The 16,518-nt window shown below is 64.6% G+C and carries 12 protein-coding genes and 1 pseudogene; 6 read left to right on the forward strand and 7 right to left on the reverse strand.

Annotated elements, in window-relative coordinates; all coding sequences use genetic code 11:
• Positions 1 to 304: 304 nt before the first annotated feature.
• Positions 305 to 1,420 carry an FUSC family protein gene (locus QCM77_RS21645; RefSeq protein ID WP_279684817.1) on the reverse strand — a complete coding sequence of 372 codons (1,116 nt, stop codon included), beginning with the start codon at positions 1,418 to 1,420 and terminating at the stop codon, positions 305 to 307.
• 123 nt (positions 1,421 to 1,543) lie between these two features.
• Here QCM77_RS21645 and QCM77_RS21650 point away from each other — a divergent pair, with 123 nt between their 5' ends.
• A complete protein-coding gene (locus QCM77_RS21650; protein WP_279684818.1) occupies positions 1,544 to 2,911 on the forward strand; it encodes an MmgE/PrpD family protein in 1,368 nt (455 codons plus the stop codon).
• Positions 2,912 to 2,991: 80 nt separating this feature from the next.
• On the opposite strand, the gene QCM77_RS21655 is transcribed toward QCM77_RS21650, so the two are convergent.
• Positions 2,992 to 4,419 carry a serine hydrolase domain-containing protein gene (locus QCM77_RS21655; protein WP_279684819.1) on the reverse strand — a complete coding sequence of 476 codons (1,428 nt, stop codon included), beginning with the start codon at positions 4,417 to 4,419 and terminating at the stop codon, positions 2,992 to 2,994.
• A 144-nt stretch (positions 4,420 to 4,563) separates the two neighbouring features.
• Complete coding sequence (locus tag QCM77_RS21660) at positions 4,564 to 5,625, reverse strand: AraC family transcriptional regulator (RefSeq protein WP_279684820.1); 1,062 nt, start codon at positions 5,623 to 5,625, stop codon at positions 4,564 to 4,566.
• 293 nt (positions 5,626 to 5,918) lie between these two features.
• On the opposite strand from QCM77_RS21660, the gene QCM77_RS21665 reads away from it, so the two are divergent.
• From QCM77_RS21665 to QCM77_RS21675, 3 genes are all read left to right on the forward strand, one after another.
• The gene (locus tag QCM77_RS21665; protein WP_279684821.1) at positions 5,919 to 6,836 is read left to right on the forward strand and encodes a pirin family protein; all 918 of its coding nucleotides are present in this window, start codon (positions 5,919 to 5,921) and stop codon (positions 6,834 to 6,836) included.
• Between the two features lie 77 nt (positions 6,837 to 6,913).
• The gene (locus QCM77_RS21670; protein WP_279684822.1) at positions 6,914 to 7,828 is read left to right on the forward strand and encodes a phosphoribosylaminoimidazolesuccinocarboxamide synthase; all 915 of its coding nucleotides are present in this window, start codon (positions 6,914 to 6,916) and stop codon (positions 7,826 to 7,828) included.
• Positions 7,829 to 7,941: 113 nt separating this feature from the next.
• Complete coding sequence (locus tag QCM77_RS21675) at positions 7,942 to 10,158, forward strand: SLC26A/SulP transporter family protein (protein WP_279684893.1); 2,217 nt, start codon at positions 7,942 to 7,944, stop codon at positions 10,156 to 10,158.
• A gap of 88 nt (positions 10,159 to 10,246) precedes the next feature.
• Here QCM77_RS21675 and QCM77_RS21680 read toward each other — a convergent pair whose 3' ends face one another.
• Entirely contained in the window at positions 10,247 to 11,143 is an 897-nt protein-coding gene (locus QCM77_RS21680; RefSeq protein ID WP_279684823.1) for an NAD(P)H-binding protein, read from the reverse strand.
• A gap of 337 nt (positions 11,144 to 11,480) precedes the next feature.
• Here QCM77_RS21680 and QCM77_RS21685 point away from each other — a divergent pair, with 337 nt between their 5' ends.
• Positions 11,481 to 12,074: a helix-turn-helix domain-containing protein gene (locus QCM77_RS21685; protein WP_279684824.1), complete on the forward strand. Its 594-nt coding sequence runs from the start codon at positions 11,481 to 11,483 to the stop codon at positions 12,072 to 12,074.
• A gap of 29 nt (positions 12,075 to 12,103) precedes the next feature.
• On the opposite strand, the gene QCM77_RS21690 is transcribed toward QCM77_RS21685, so the two are convergent.
• Entirely contained in the window at positions 12,104 to 12,928 is an 825-nt protein-coding gene (locus tag QCM77_RS21690) for an alpha/beta fold hydrolase (RefSeq protein ID WP_279684825.1), read from the reverse strand.
• A gap of 229 nt (positions 12,929 to 13,157) precedes the next feature.
• Between QCM77_RS21690 and QCM77_RS21695 the strand changes: the two are divergent.
• Positions 13,158 to 14,098: pseudogene (locus tag QCM77_RS21695) on the forward strand (GlxA family transcriptional regulator).
• A 10-nt stretch (positions 14,099 to 14,108) separates the two neighbouring features.
• On the opposite strand, the gene QCM77_RS21700 reads toward QCM77_RS21695, so the two are convergent.
• Together QCM77_RS21700 and QCM77_RS21705 are read right to left on the reverse strand one after the other, a co-directional pair.
• Entirely contained in the window at positions 14,109 to 14,828 is a 720-nt protein-coding gene (locus QCM77_RS21700; protein ID WP_279684826.1) for a hypothetical protein, read from the reverse strand.
• A gap of 119 nt (positions 14,829 to 14,947) precedes the next feature.
• Positions 14,948 to 16,441, reverse strand: coding sequence for an NAD-dependent succinate-semialdehyde dehydrogenase (locus QCM77_RS21705; protein WP_279684827.1), 1,494 nt, complete (start codon positions 16,439 to 16,441; stop codon positions 14,948 to 14,950).
• Positions 16,442 to 16,518: the final 77 nt, after the last annotated feature.

Here is a 16,518-nt window from a genome sequence, read left to right on the forward strand (position 1 = left end):
GGGACAATGCGCAAGACCAAACATCGCGGCATCGCTCGGGTCGCCGCCGACTTCCTGCTCAATCTGATCGCCTACAACCTGATCCGCATTCCCAAACTACTTGCCACATAGCCACCCCGCGCCGGGGCAACCCGGCGCCAAGCCGAACACGACATCCAACCTCCAGCGCTCCGCCCCGACAGCGACCGAACAAAGACAAGAAAACTCTCGACTTCATAGTTTTTCAGCAGACTGCTAAAGCTCGTTTACCTGTTCTACGGCGCTTTGCCGTCGGCAGCCGACGCTTCTGAGTGCACGCCCAAGCTCACTCCGCCACGCGCGCGGGCTTGTCGGCCGCGGCCTCCGACCATTCGCCAACGACGCGGTCGAGATCGCAGAGATTCTGGTGCATCTGCTCCAGCGAAAAGCCGAGCGCGAAGAAGCGCTCCGCGGTGTCGCTCGGCTGCCCCCGGATCAGGCCGTCCTGGCGCACGGCGGCGACCGCCTCGGCATAATGCTGGAGCGCAACGTGCACGGGATGGATCGGCGGGGCGCCGGCGCCTTCGCGCAAGGCCGCGGCGGCCGAACGCAGGAAGCGTGCGATCACGGTCGAGACTTCCGTCAGCGGCGCGGCAAGCCGCGTTTGCACCTCGGCCGGCAGCGGCACCACGGTCGAGCGGCCGATCATCACGACGTCATGGCGCAGGCGCAGAACCGTTCGCAGCAGCGGACCGGTGTCGGGCCCGCTCGACAGCCGCGCCGCGCGCTCGCGCTCGGCTTCAGTGCCGATCGCATTGAGGCCGACCATCGCCGTGCCGATGCCGTCCTGGATCCGGTGCAGCGCGTCGTTGTCGCGGCCGCGGGTCAGGCCTGCGAGCAATTCGGTGAAAGCCTCCGCGATCAATTCCAGCAGTTTTGCCGCGCTGGCGCGGATCTGCCGTACCGCGCGCGAAGGCAGCACCAGGAAGGAGACCAGCAATCCCGTGATGGCGCCGACGCCGACCTCGCTGACGCGATCGATCGCCGAGGTCATGGGATCGGAGTGATGCATGGTCGGAACCAGCAGCACGATCACGGCCGTCACCGTGGCGGCGCTGAGGCTCGGATTGATCGCGGCGATGAAGGCGAGCGGGGCGACCGAAAGCACCAGCAGGCCGAGGAGACCCGCCTCGCTGGAGTACGGGATCAGGATCGCGATGGCGCCGCCATAGACGGCGCCGCCGATGGTGCCGAGCATGTAGTCTCGCGTCGCCTTCAGCGAGCGCCCGACGCTCATCTGGGTCACGATCAGCGAGGTCAGGACTGCCCAGAGCGGCAATAGCAGATGCAGCGCGGTGGCGATCGCATAGGCCGCGGTCGCCGCCACCGTGACCCGGATCGCCAGCCCCAGCTGCGTCCGCCGCGATCGGACCAGTTCAAACAGCTTGCCTGCGAATGCCATGGTCAAACGTCCCGGTCCGATGCTCTTGAGCCAGGCAAAAGCATAGCTGATGCCCGCGGCCCCGAGGCCGCTTGAAAGGCCAAATCAGCCCGCCTAACTTGCGCGCCAAAACGAGGAAACACGATGGCCCACGAAACCGCAACGCTCGCTGCCTATGTCGCCAGCCTGAAATACGGGAATATTCCGGCGGAGGTGCTGGATCGCGCCAAAGTGCTGACGCTGGACTTCCTCGGCAGCGCCATCCGGGCCCGCAGCGAAGCGGAATCGACGCCCTCGATCCTGAAAATGCTGGAGGCGCTGGCGCTCGACACCAGGGGCGAATCCACCGTGTTCGGCGACAGCAAGACCTGGACGCCGGCGGTCGCGGCGCTGCTCAACGGCGCACTCGGCCATTCCCTCGATTTCGACGACACCCACGCCGATTCATCGCTGCATCCGAGCGCGCCGGTGGTTCCGGCCGCCTTCGCCGTCGGCGAGATGGTCGGCGCCTCCGGGCGCGACGTGCTGACCGCGATCGTTGCGGGCTATGAGGTCTGCTGCCGGCTCGGCAACGCGCTCGATCCGACCTCGCATTATGCGCGCGGCTTCCATCCGACCGCCACCGCGGGCACCTATGGCGCAGCGGCGGCCGCCGGCAAACTGTTCGGCCTCTCGGAGCAGCAGCTCATCGCCGCCTTCGGCGTCGCCGGCAGCCAGGCCGCGGGCTCGCTGCAGTTTCTGGTCAATGGCGGCTGGAACAAGCGCTACCAGGTCGGCGCCGCTGCGATGAACGGCGTGATCGCCGCGACGCTGGCGCGCAACGATTTCGTCGGCGCGACGGAATCGGTCGAGGGAAAGCACGGCCTGCTCGCCGGCTACACCGACGATGCGCATCCGGACAAGGCGGTCGCCGAGCTCGGCAAGACCTACGAGACCATGAAGATCGGCGTCAAACCGTATCCGAGCTGCCGCTATACCCACGCCGCAATCGACGCGCTGATCGCGATGCGGCGCGAGCACAATCTGACGCCCGATCAGGTCAAGCGCGTCGAGATCGGCCTGCATCGCAATGGCATCACGCTGACCGGCGATGCCGCGACCAAGCGGCATCCGACCTCGATCGTCGGCGGCCAGTTCTCGATGTTCTTCACCGGTGCGCTCGCGCTCGACCAGGGCTCGTTTGGCTGGGACGACTACAACCGTCTTGGCGACGCCGCCATCGACGCGCTCGCCGACAAGTTCGACGTGGTACAGGACGACCGGCTGGAGGTCGGCCGCACCCATCCGTTCGGCGCCCGCGTCAGCATCACCACCGAGGACGGCGTGCATGAGCGGCTCTACGCCGATCCCTCGGGCGAGCCGAATTCTTTCCCCGATGCGCAGGCGATGCAGCAGAAATTTCTGACACTGGCGCGGCCCGTGCTGAATGCACGCGCGGAGAAATTCGCGGACGCGATCATGACGCTGGAGCGGTTCGACCGCGTGGCGAAGGCGACGCAGCTGGGGAGGTAGCAGCTTCGAGCTGGTGCGGCGCAGGCAGTGCACCCTCGCCCCTTGTGGGCCCCTTGTGGGAGAAGGGAAGAAAGAGCACCTCAATCCGCCCCAGCCAACTTTCCCTTCTCACGCGTCGCGGCCACCACATCGCGCACAAGATCGAACACACCGTCCGCTTCCGGCGGCCAGTTCGGCGAACGGCCCAACCGCACGATGACCAAGCGCTCCGACGGGATCACGATAGTGTATTGCCCGATCGTGCCCTTGGCGAAGAAGGCATCGCGCGGCCAGCCGTGATCGACGCGGAAGGTCGCACCAAAACTGTCGCCTTGATTGGTCCAGAAGCCGGCGCCGATGCCGACCCAGGCATTCGGCGTCGCCGACGCCGAGTAGGTCACCCATCCCTCGGGCAGGATGCGCCTGCCACCGGCGACGCCGTCGTTGAGATAGAGTTGACCCAGGCGCGCCCAGTCGCGTGCGGATGCGAGCATCTCGCTCGAACCTTCGATCGTGCCGGCGCCGTCGAGCTGGAGCGTGACATGACGCATGCCGAGCGGCGCGAACAATTCGCGGCGCGCGAAGCGAAGTGCGTCTGCGGGATTGCCGCCGGCGGCTTCGCGGATCAGATGCGAGAGGATGAGGATGTTGCCGTCGTGATAGTTCCACACGGCTCCAGGTGCGGTCTCCAGCGGCATGCTCTCCGCATAGGAAGCCATGTCGGCTTCGGCGAATTTCATGCGATTGACCGGCTCGAAGGCGGAGCCGAGCGAAGCCTGCAATGAGCTGCCGAGCGCAAGACCCGCGGTGTGTCGCAGCAGCTGATCGACGGTGATGGCGTGGCGCGGATCGTCCGGATTCTTCCAGGCGGCGACCGGCGCAGGCCCGTCGAGCTTCAGTCTGCCCTGACGCACGAGCACGCCTGATAGGGCCGAGATCACCGATTTCGTCATGGAGAAGCCGAGCAGCGGCGTCTCGGGTCCGATGCCGTCGGCATAGCGCTCGGCGATGATGCGGCCGGCCTTCATGACGACGATTGCACGGGTGCGGCGATAAGGCGGTTGCGCGGGCTCGGTGAAAGCGCGGTCGAGCGCGGCTGAAAGCTCCAGACTCTGCGGCGGTACGAGTCCCGGTCCGGCGATCTCGGGCAGCAACGCCGGCTGCTTGTCATCCGGCGGCAGCGCGACGTCGACCATTCCAGCGCCCTGCTCGAGCGTGCAGCCGAGGCCCTCGCGATAGACGGCGTGGCTGCGGCCGATGCCGAACAGCGTCACCGTGACGTCCTTGCGCGCGCGGTCGACCTGGTAGTCCATCGCCCAGGAGAGCAGGCCGGCGCCCGGCATCGCATCAATGGTCTCGGCGAGGTTGCGCCTGATATCGAGGCCCGAGACGAACGTCTCCGAGCAGAGCACATCGGCGATGAAGCCGGTCGCGACCTTGGGCACGTCGCGGGCTCGCGCGGCGCCGAGGGCGAGGCCGGCACAGGCGATGGTGATGGTGAGGAGGATGATCTTGCGGCGGCGGGGCACAGGCTTTCTCCGGCTTGGGGCGTGTCCCGAAGACGAAGCGGCATTTGTGCAAGGCCGCTCGCCGGATTTGGAAGATGGCGTAGCTGAAACCCGCAAGTAGCTCGCCGATTCTGAAATAACCTAGATATTTCAGTACACTAAAGATTAGACAGCACTCACCTTCAACCGCCGATATTCCGTCGGCGTCACACCCGTCACCGCCTTGAAGGCGCGGTTGAAGGGGCCGAGCGACTGGAAGCCGGAATCCATCGCGATGGTGATGACGGGGACCTCGGCCTGGGCGGGATCGGCGAGCGCGGCCTTGGCCTCCTCGATCCGGTGGTTGTTCAGGAACACATTGAAGTTGCGGTAGCCGAGCCCCTGGTTGATCAGCCGGCGCAGCCGGTATTCGGGAATTTTCAGCCGGCCCGCCAACACGCCGATGGTGATGTTCTCCTGGCGATAGATCCGCTCGTCCGCGATCAGCCGCATCAGGGCATCGATGAGCTTTTGGTCGGCGATGTCCTCGCCCGCAGGCTGACTGAAAACAATCGGCGGTGCGGGCTCCGCCGCGGCCGGAAACAGATCCGCCCCGTCAACGCGCATCATGGCATAGACGATCGCCGCGACGATGCTGGCGAGCACGCCGGTATTGATGGTGTTGGCGATATCGCCGACGTCGCTGCCGACGACGAGGATCTGGAGCAGCGCGTTCAACCCGCCATAGAGCGCGGCGGCGCAGACGATGAAGACGCGAACGCGGCGGCGGCGCTCGACCAGATCGGCCGGCCACGAGGCGATCGTCTGCCCCACCGCGAGCGCGATGAAGCCGAGCACGATCAGATTGACCACCGTGAGGGAGAACCGCACGTTACCGCCCGGCGCGATCCAGACGCACCCGACAAAGCTGAAGGCCGTCACCAGCAACCAGATCAATCCGTGCCACCAGCGCAAGCAAAAGTCGTCGTCGAACAGCGCGCGCGTGAACAGCCAGAACACCACTATATTTCCAGTCGACAGCGCGATCAGCGGCGCATGCCATGCCGGGACCAGCGACGATACGCCGACCGAATAGCTCGCGGCATGCGCGGCCGAGCCCAGCGCAAAGGCCGCGCCGAGGCGGGCTGCCAGCACATTGCGGAAATCCGAGAGCAATGCCGCCGCCAGCACCAGCAATAGCGCGACGGCGGCCGAACGGAATGCGAGTTCAAGGGCGGCTGATGTCATCAGATGCTGTGGCCGATCGGTATGAGCGAGCCGAACATCGTCCGGCGGGCTGATTTTTTCAAGGACCATCCGCACCACAGCTGTCATCGTCCGGCTTGACCGGACGATCCAGTACTCCGAGACGGCAGTGATCGAACCGAGTGGACGCGGCGTACTGGATCGCCCGCCTTCGCGGACGATGACAGTCGTGCATGCGGCACTGCTGGCCTCACAACGTCTGAACCCGGCTTTGCCGCGACGGCGGTGCAAATTTCTGCTAGCATCGGCACCAAGAAAGCCAAAAGGAGCCCATCATGAGCTGGCAGCCCTCCAACGATCCCGTGCTCGGCGATCCCATGTCCTGCGATGCGCTCGATCTCGTCATCGTGCCGCGCACGCGCGACCTCGGCGACGGATTCGCGGTGCGCCGGGCGCTGCCGCATGGCAAGCGGCAGATGGTCGGGCCCTTCATCTTCTTCGACCATTTCGGGCCGGTGCAATTCGTCTCCGGCAAGGGCATGGACGTGCGGCCGCATCCGCATATCGGGCTTGCCACCGTCACCTATCTGTTCGACGGCGCGATCATGCATCGCGACAGCGAGGGCAACGTCCAGGAGATCGCGCCCGGCGCAATGAATTTGATGACAGCCGGACGCGGCATCGCGCATTCCGAGCGCACGCCGGATGCGCAGCGCGCCTCGGGCCAGCAGATGCTCGGCCTGCAAAGCTGGATCGCGCTGCCGGCCGGATCGGAAGAAATCGCGCCGTCGTTCCAGCATTACGGCGCGGGTGACTTGCCGATGATCTCCGAGCGCGACTTCACGGCGCGGGTGATCGCGGGCTCGGCTTTCGGCATCGCCTCGCCGGTTACGATGGTGTCGCCCTGGTTCTACACCGAGGTTACGGCGGCGGCGGGCGCGAGCGTGCCGCTCGATCCCGATCACGAGGAACGCGCCATCTACGTGGTCGACGGCGAGGTCGAGATCGCGAACGAGCGCTACGAGGGTCCGCGACTGCTGATCTTCCGCCCGGGCGACCGCATCACGGTGAAGGCGCTCAAAGCCACGCGGATGATGTTTCTCGGCGGCGATGCGCTGGAGGGGCCGCGCCACATCTGGTGGAATTTCGTCTCCTCCAGCAAGGAGCGGATCGAGCAGGCCAAGCAGGACTGGAAAACCGGTCGCTTCGCGGCGGTTCCGCAGGAACATGAGTTCATTCCGCTGCCGGAATAGGCTAATCCGGTTTCCGGTCGCGCTATCAGGTGCGGCCGGATTTCCTGTCGCAAGGCCTTGCTCCGAAAGTTCTGCCGATGACCACCATGCTCTCCAGCGACTTGCCCCTCCCCAAGATCGGGCGCGGCAAGGTGCGCGATATCTACGCCGTTGACGACGACCGCCTCCTGCTGGTCACCACCGACCGCATCAGCGCCTTCGACGTCGTGATGGGCGAGACCATCCCGATGAAGGGCGCGGTGCTGACGCAAGTGAGCGCGTTCTGGTTCAACAAGCTCGAAGGCGTAGTGCCGCATCACATGATCAGCGCCGACACCGACGAGATCATCGCGGCCGTGCCGGCGCTGAAGCCGCATCGCGCCGAGATCCTCGGCCGCGCCATGCTCTCTCGCCGCACCACCGTATTCCCGATCGAATGCGTGATCCGCGGCTATCTCTCGGGCTCGGCCTGGAAGGAGTATGCAGCAAGCGGCACGCTGGCCGGCGAGAAGCTGAAAGCAGGTCTCGTCGAGAGCGAGAAGCTGGAGCCTTCGATCTTCAGCCCGGCAACCAAGGCCGAGACCGGCCATGACGAGAACATCACCATCGCGCAGATGCGCGCGGTCGTCGGCGACGAGGTCGCCTACACGCTCGAGAGCATGACGCGCGCGGTCTACACGCTCGGCGAGGAGCTCGCCCGCGAGCAGGGCATCATCATCGCGGACACCAAGTTCGAGTTCGGCCGCGACAAGGACGGCCGCATCATCCTGATCGACGAAGTCATGACGCCGGATAGTTCGCGCTTCTGGGCAGTCGACGCCTACAAGCCCGGCCAGCCGCAGGCGAGTTTTGATAAGCAGCCGCTGCGCGACTATCTCGACGTCGAGCGCCGCGCCGGCCGCTGGAACGGCGACGCCCCGCCGCCGCCTTTGCCCGCAAGCGTGGTGGACGCGACCAGCAAGCGGTATCTGGAGGCATATCGCCGGGTGACGGGAACGGAGCTGAAGATTTAGCGCAGGCATCGCACCGAAACTATCGGATACTTCATACTTGCAAGAATCCTGTTGCGCTAGGCTCGCAGTCGTCTACGTCTCGGACGGGAATTTTCATGAGCGAGTGTCACGGCGTGACCGATCCAGCAATTGGCTTCACTCCGTCGACGGGGCTCAATCCGGCCCTCAAGCGTGCGCTGAATGATATACTGGGCGGAAGCGCCGCCAGCGTCCTGACCGTTACGTTCGGGCTGTCCTATTCGTTGCTGATCTTCGCGGGGCCGCTGTCGCCCTATCTGTCCTACGGCATCACGGCGACTTTCGTCAGCTCCGCAGTGCTTGCGGTCGTCGTCGGGTTGGGCAGCTCCCTGCCCTTCGCGATTGCAGCCCCCGACAGCTCGACCGCCGCGGTGACGGGAATTCTGGCGGCCTCGGTGGTCGAGCGCATCGAGACGGCGAACCTGTCGGCGCCGTTGCTGTCGCCGATCCTGATCACGCTCGGCCTGTCGACGATGCTGACAGGATTGGTGCTGTGCGGATTGGGCCTGACGCGGCTGGGCCGCGCCATCCGCTACGTGCCTTATCCGGTGGTCGGCGGCTTCCTCGGCGCCACCGGACTTCTCATCGCCATGGGTGCGGTCCGGGTGATCACCAACCAGCCGCTGCAATTCGCGACGCTGTCGCACTTCGCCAACCGCACCATCTTGCTGGAGCTCGGGGCCGCCTGCGCGATGGCGCTGGTGCTGTATCTGACCTGGCACCGCTCGCGCAGCCCGTTCGGGTTGCCGATCATCCTGGTCGGCGGCGTGCTCACCGCGCATCTGGCGTTCTGGATCTCCGGCGTTTCCTTCGATGACGCGCGCGCGCTGGGCTGGACCTTTCAGCCCCCGCCGCAAGCGGTCTTCACGCTGCCCTGGCATACCGCCGATCTCGCCCGCTATCCCTGGTTTGCCATACCGGACCTGCTTGGCAATGTCGTCGCCGTCATCTTCGTCACGGCCTCCAGTACGCTGTTCAACACCACCGGCATCGAGGTTGCCACGCATCGCGAAGCCAATCTGGAGTGTGAGCTGAACGTCACCGGCGCCGCCAATATCCTGACCGGCATGTTGGGCGGATACCCCGGCTGCAGCTCGACCAGCCGCTCGATGCTTAATTTCAGCAGCGGCGGCCGCGGGCGCCTGTCCGGCCTCACCGTCGCGGGGCTGTCGCTGCTGATGCTCGCTGTCGCGCCCGAACTGCTCGGCTTCATCCCCAAGTTCGTGCTCGGCGGCCTGTTGCTCTATCTCGGCGCCGACCAGTTGCACAAATGGATCATCGAGTCGCGCAAGCGGCTGTCGAAGCTCGAATATCTCTCGCTGATCGCCATCATCGCGATCATCGTCGCCTGGGGTTTCGTGCCGGGCATCCTGATCGGCGTGATCATCGGCTGCGCGACGTTTGCATTCAGCGCCGCACGGGTGGAGTCGATCAAGTACAGTTTCGACGGCTCGGAATACCGCTCCTCGCTCGACCGCTCGCGCGACGACCAGGAGGTGCTGCTGGCCCATGGCGGCAAGATCCGGGGCCTCAATCTCCAGAGCTATCTGTTTTTCGGCTCCGCCAACCGGCTCTACCAGCACGTCAAGCAGCTGCTCCAGGAACGCCCGGAGTGCCGCTATCTGCTATTCGACTTCAAGCTCGTCACCGGCGTCGATTCGTCAGCCGCCTACAGCTTTGCCCAGATCAAGCGCAGCGCAGGCGATCTCGGCGTCGAGCTGATCCTGGTGCATCTGTCGGCCGCCGCCGAGAAGGTGCTGCGCTCCAGCGACTTCGTCGGCGAGGGCGTCACCATCATCCCAGAGCTCGATCGCGCGCTGGAATGGTGCGAGAACGAGCTCATCTCGCTGCATCAGGAGCTGGCGCAGGAAGAAGCCAGCCTGCGCGACTGGTTTACAGGGATTCTCGACAGCGAGGACGACGCCGACGCGCTGATCCACCGCTGCCAGCGCCTCGAGGTCGAAGCCGGCGAAATCATCGTGCGGGCCGGCGACCCCGCCGATTCCATGCACTTCATCCTCGACGGCCGCGTCGGCATCATGGTCCCCGCCGAGGACGACCGCACCACGCGCGTACGCAGCCTCGGCCGCTACACCACGATCGGGGAAATGGGCCTGGTGTCGAACACACCGCGCAGCGCGACAATCCAGGCCGAGGTCGACAGCGTGCTCTATGTACTCAACACGCACCAGTTCGACGCGATCAAGGACGAAGACCCCGCGCTCAGCCATAAGCTGCTGACCTATTTTGTGTCAGTCATGGCCGAGCGGCTGACGTTCGCGAACCGGACGATCGCGGTGCTGCGGCGGTGATCCGCCTGTAGCCCGCATGAGCCTGACGTCCCGGATTTCGCGGCGTCCTGTCCGGGCTACGCGCCGAACGAAAGACCGCCAGTGCCGATCACTTCGCTTGTTCTCGCGACAGGGTATCGCGGATCATCACGTCCAGGCTGCTCGCGATGACCCCCAGAAGTTTCTCCGTTTCACCGGTGTCGAGTAGGAGCGGCTTTTCGAACAGATAGGACATCTCGATCCCTTCGCTGAAGCCGATGCTTTCCAGATCGGCCGCGGTGAGCGGAAGTAAATTGGGGGCGTCGATCTTCAGCGCGACCGCGAATCTTCGCACCAGCTCGCGTACGGACGCGGACTGCGACGGCACATGAAAGGCGCGACCCCATTCTCCGGTGAAGCGTGACGCTGCGACCAGCGTCTTCGCGGTGTCCTTGGTGAAGGACCAGGCATGCGCCACGTCAGGATCGCCGAGGAAAGATATCGGCTCGCCCTTGAGCAACGATGGGAGTGCCAGCAGCGAGAAATACGCCACCGCACCTTGGCCCAGATAGTCGCTTGCGCGGACCTCGAGAGCGGGAACGTTCGATCGAACCACCCGCTGCCACATGATGTGCCTGGCCGTGCCTTTTCTGGTGGTCGGGTCCGGCTCCAGGTCCGGAGTGAGGGGGCTCGCAGCCCGCTCGCCGTAACCATAGACATTCCCGAGCACGACCAGCCTGGCACCAACCTGCTCGGCCGCCTTCACCGTTCCATCCATGATCGGAAAGAAGTCGGTCGGCCATCGATGATAGGCCGCCATGGCGCACATGAAGATCGCATCCGCGCCCTTGCCGAGCGCGGCGAGCTGAGCGGCATCGGTAGCATCCGACGAAACGGTACGCACATCTCCGACGTCCAGCGACCCGGCATTCCTGCTGGTGAGGATGACGCTGTGTCCTTCCTCTGCCAGAAGACGAGCCGTTTCACGTCCGACGGGACCGGCTCCGACAATCACGTAATGACTCACTTTGCATCCTCATTTGTCACGAAACGACAGATGAGTTCTTGACGCCTGAGCCGTTGAAAATCGCGCACGATGCGCCAAATATCGATCACGTTCCGCCAAGCCCCGGAGAGCCCGGCCCATGCGTACGAGATCGAGTTCGGCGCCGACATCGACCGGCCGCACCGCCGCGGCCATGCGGATTGAGCCGGATTCCGTTGCGCTGGAGCCGATCGGAGATCACCGGATCGTCATCCATCTCAGCCCTGCGACGCGCTCGTTTTGTCTCGAGACCGGACACAAATATCTGCGTCGGGCCGGCGATATCGATGTAGTCCCGTCCGGAGCCATCGGCGGTTTCGTGGCGGAAACGCCCTACCAGTCGCTTCAGATCCGGCTCGCGCCGAGCATGTTGGACCATGCGGCTTCCAGGAGCCGGCAACCGGCGTCCGCCCGACTCACGCATCATCATATGCAGCGGAATGATCGCATCATTTTGCTAGGACAGGCTCTCGAAAGCGATGTGAAAGCCGGCTCGCCAAGCGGCCCCTTGTTTGCCGAAAACGTTGGAATGGCGCTGGCAGTCGAGTTGCTCAGCCTTGCGAATGATGCGCCGGACGAGACCATTCGCCTCTCGGACACGCAGCTCCAGAGAGTCCTGGCCTATATCGAGGCAAACCTCGACCAGCCGCTCACCATCGACATTCTCTGTCGCGAGGCCGGCGTCAGCAGCTCACATCTGCGGACCTGGTTCAAGGCGGCCATGGACGTCACGGTCCATCGCTACATCCTGAGAAGGAGGGTGGAGCACGCGCGCCAGCTTCTCCTCCAGGGCGGTCGCAAGCTAAGCGATATCGCCCTGGAAGCAGGCTTTTCCCATCAATCCCATCTGGCCAAATGGATGCGCCGCGAGCTCGGGCACAGTCCCGGCGAACTGCGTCGAAGCAAAAGCTGAGCAACGAGCTCGCGACGCAAATTAAGCGGTCAGCCGTCCAGGAAAGTTCTGCAATGTGCGACGAACAAATCCGGGTACTGGAAAAGTGCGCCGTGCCCGGAGTCGGGATACAGGATGAGCTGCGCATCCTTCATGGCCTTGAACTTGTTGTAGGCGTTGATGCTGGGGAACATGGTGTCGTCGCTGCCGTGGACGATGAGAGTGGGCTGGTTGATCGCCCGAAGCATGCGGGCGCTTTCGTTCTTTTGGGCGCACCAGGCGATGATCGCCTTTGCCTGGGGTCCGCTCACGCTCTCGCCGCTTTCCGGGTCGCGGTCCTTCGAGCGTACGGTTGCCCGTGCGATGAATTCTCTCCCGGCGCGCTGACTGGCGTCTGACGGTGTGAAGAACAGCGGCAACCTGACGTCTGCGGCCCTGCGGGCAAAGGCATCCCTCACGACGCTCAGCAGATGCTCCTCGCCGCCCCGCGGCGCCGCTCCCGCGACGATCATTCTACGGACGAGGCCAGAGCCGTTTGAAGCGAGGATCTGAGCGACCATGCCGCCCAGCGAAAAGCCGAGAAGATCCACGCTGGCGATATCGAGCGCCCTGAGGAATATCTCGGCATCCGCCGCCATCTGTTCGACGCGGTCCGGCGTCACGCCGGAGCTCGAGCCCACGCCCGCATTGTCGAAGACGATGACCGGCCTGGTTTCCGCGAGCCCGTTCACCACGGCCGGGTCCCACGAGTCCATGTTGCCGGTGAAATGCTGAAGCAGGACGAGCGGCGTCGCCGTTGCCGCGCCGAGACGCCTGAACGCAAAGCGGATGCCGCCAGCTTCGATGAAATTCGTTTTGGCCGTTTCAAGTGACATGCCTTCTCCTTTTTTCTGTGAGCGCGAGAGGCGGAGGCTGGCAGCACGGCCGGCGCGGCATTATATGACGGGCGCCATATACATGCCGTCTCCACACGCTTGATGGCGGAGACGTATCAGCCGACTGACGGCATCGACAGGACGTAGATGCCGGCATGTCGGCCATGCAATTGGCGGGGGAGGAGGCGTACAGTCAGGTTTTCCGGGGGCGTCGCATCCAGGAGTCACCATGAGAATCGGCTTGGTTCTGTCTCCAAGCTTCCAGGCTGTTTGTTTTGGCGCTGTCGCTGCCTTCGACGTGGCCAACAAGCAAGCAGGAGAGAAGATTTACGACGTTCGTGCGTTCTCGGAGGACGGCGGGCTGGTCACCTCGTCCGCGGGGATGCAGGTCATGACGGAGCCGTTCGACCGGGCCTCGGTCGACACCCTCATCGTTGCGGCCGGCCTCGAAGTTCCGACCTCGTCACCGGGCCTGATCCGGCTTCTTCGGGCGGCGGCCCGGGAGCGCGGCGTGTCGCGTCGATTTGCCTTGGCTCATTCGTGCTCGGAGACGCCGGGCTGTTGAACGGCCGGCGGGCGACCACCCACTGGCGCTACGCGCAGGAATTACAGACCAGATTTCCGAGCTGCGAGGTGGACGCCGACAAGATCTTCATTGCAGATGGGCAGATCTGGACGTCTGCCGGCATGAGTGCCGGGACCGACATGGTCGTCGGCATGATCGAGCGAGACCTCGGCCCGGAAAGAGCGCGCTCCGTCGCGAAAGGCATGGTGATGTATCACCGCCGCCCAGGTGGGCAATCGCAGCATTCTGCCCTGCTGGATCTCGAAACAAGCGAGGACAGGGTCCAGAAGGCGCTGAGCTACGCCCGGCAAAACCTGCGCGAGAGTCTCACCATCGACGATCTGGCGCGCGCCGCCTGTCTCAGCCCGCGACAATTCACGCGTCTGTTCCGTTCGGCGACCGGGACGACGCCGGCAAAGGCGATCGAATCATTGCGCCTCTAATCTGCGAAATTGATGCTAGAGCAGACCCGGTTGCCGATCGAGGCCGTCGCACGCGAGACCGGTTTCGCCAACCGGGAGCGCATGCGCCAAGCCTTTGTTCGCGTCCATGGCGAGGCGCCTCGCGCCATCCGCAAGGAGGCAGGGCCCCTCGCCACGCTGTAGCGTCCCGGACTTAGCTCAGCCTGATATTCGACAGATCGATCGAGACGACCAGAGGCTCGGTGCTGAAGCTGCCGTCGGGCTGCCGCGCGAAGATGCGCCGCTCGGTCGGAAAACGGATGCCCGAGACTTCGATATAGTCGTCGATCAGATGTGCGCCCGGAGTATTGCCGGCGATTTCGACGTCATAGTCATGGCGCTTCAGCAGCCCCTCTGAATCGAAATAAAGCGTCTGCACGGTACTGTGGGTCGCGATGTCTTTCGGAAACCGGACGGCCAGGCGGCGCCAGAGCCCATCATTCGTTCGCAACGGCTCCATCTCCTCGGTCTCGACACCCGGCCACGCGAGCAGGAATGGGGTGTTGAGATAGGTCCACATCGCGCAGCCGGCAAAATATGCCAGCTGAAGCTCCGTCCACGGCGTCTGCAGGGTGTGATCAGAAAAACTGCTCCGCGGATTCAGCAACTGCTCGAGCACTGCGCCATCTGCAGTTTCGAGCGCGACCCGTCCCGGTTCGAATCTCGACCGCCGATGCTCGGGACCAAAGGGCGCGTGAGAGGCCCACTCTTTGCGCAAGCCGACGGTCACCGTCGTCTGTTGAAGGGTTTGCGCCTGTCCCTTCAGGGACCAAAGCACCCCGCCCTGCCTAAGATCGGCCGAGACCTGTTCGAACTGCTTCCAGCGCCCAAGACCGCCGTGCGCTTCGATCGCCAGTTCACTCAACTTCGTCATGACGTGCTCCTGCTTGCGGGCCGTTGGATTCGGCCCGCGTCGCAGCAACATTTACGCGGTCAGACGGTGCCGGCGAACGCCGTAGATGCCATGTTTCCGGCCACGGAGGAGCGGCGGCCTCACACCCCCGCCATCATCACGTATTTGATCTCGACATATTCTTCCATGCCGTGATGCGAGCCTTCGCGACCCAGGCCGCTTTCCTTGACGCCGCCAAAAGGCGCGACTTCGGTGGTGATCAGGCCGGTGTTGACGCCGACCATGCCGGATTCCAAAGCTTCGGCGACGCGCCAGACGCGGCCGAGATCGCGGGAGTAGAAGTAGGAGGCGAGACCGAACGGCGAGGCGTTGCACATCGCGATCACGTCGGCCTCGTCCTTGAAGCGGATGACGGGCGCGAGCGGGCCGAAGGTTTCCTCCTGCGCCACCAGCGAATCCGGCTTGACGTTGGCAAGGACGGTCGGCTCGAAGAACGAGCGCCCGAGCTCGCTGCGCTTGCCGCCGGTGACGATCTTGGCGCCGCGCTTGACGGCATCGGCGATGTGACGCTCGACCTTGTCGACCGCTTTCAAATTGATCAGCGGGCCCTGCGTGACGCCGGTTTCCGTGCCGTCGCCGATCTTCATCGCCGCGACCTTCTTCGACAGCTTCTGCACGAACTCGTCGTAGATCTTGTCCTGGGCGTAGAGGCGGTTGGCGCAGACGCAGGTCTGGCCCATGTTGCGGTATTTCGAGACGATCGCGCCTTCGACCGCCGCATCGATATCGGCGTCGTCGAACACCACGAACGGCGCGTTGCCGCCGAGCTCGAGGCCGAGCCGCTTCACGCCGACGGCGGCCTGCCGGTAGAGAATCTTGCCGACCGCGGTCGAGCCGGTGAAGCCGACGAAACGCACGGCCGGATGCTCGCACAGCACCTTGCCGATCGGCGCTGCATCGCCGGTGATGATGTTGAAGACGCCCTTGGGCACGCCGGCTTTCTCTGCGAGCGCGGCAAGCGCCAGCGCCGACAGCGGCGTTTCATTGGCGGGCTTCAGCACCACGGTGCAGCCGGCCGCAAGCGCCGGCGAAACCTTCCGCGTGATCATCGAGTTCGGAAAATTCCACGGGGTGATCGCGCCGCAGACGCCGATCGGCTGCTTGATCGCGAGCAAGCGCGCATCCGGCCGCTGCGTCGGAATGGTCTCGCCATAGACGCGGCGGGCCTCCTCGGCGAAGAACTCGACATAGGCGCCGCCGATGTCGACCTCGCCGAGGGCTTCACTGAGCGGCTTGCCCTGCTCGGAGGTGAGGATCAGCGCGAGGTCCTCGCGATTGGCGACAATCAGCTCGAACCATTTGCGCAAAATATTGGAGCGCTGCTTGGCGGTGTGCTTGGCCCAGGCCGGAAACGCGCGCTCGGCGGCTTCGACCGCCTTGGTGGCGTCATCGGCCGAAAGCTGCGGAACCTTTGCAAGCTCGACGCCGGTCGCGGGGTTGTTGACGGCGAAGACCGGCGAGCCGACCCAGGCGCCGTCGATGTAGCAGGCCTCCTTCAGAAGCGACGGGTCCTTCAATCGGTCGCGCAGATTGGACGTGGCGTGCTGAGCGCGTGCGGCGGCGGTCGGGGTCATGGCGTTGCTCCTGGAGGCTTTTCAGGTTGCCCGGAATATAGGGACAAGCGGCGCGCAATGCACCGTCCCGCAACGCA

The organism is Bradyrhizobium nivariense, from assembly GCF_029846695.2.
Classification (GTDB): domain Bacteria; phylum Pseudomonadota; class Alphaproteobacteria; order Rhizobiales; family Xanthobacteraceae; genus Bradyrhizobium.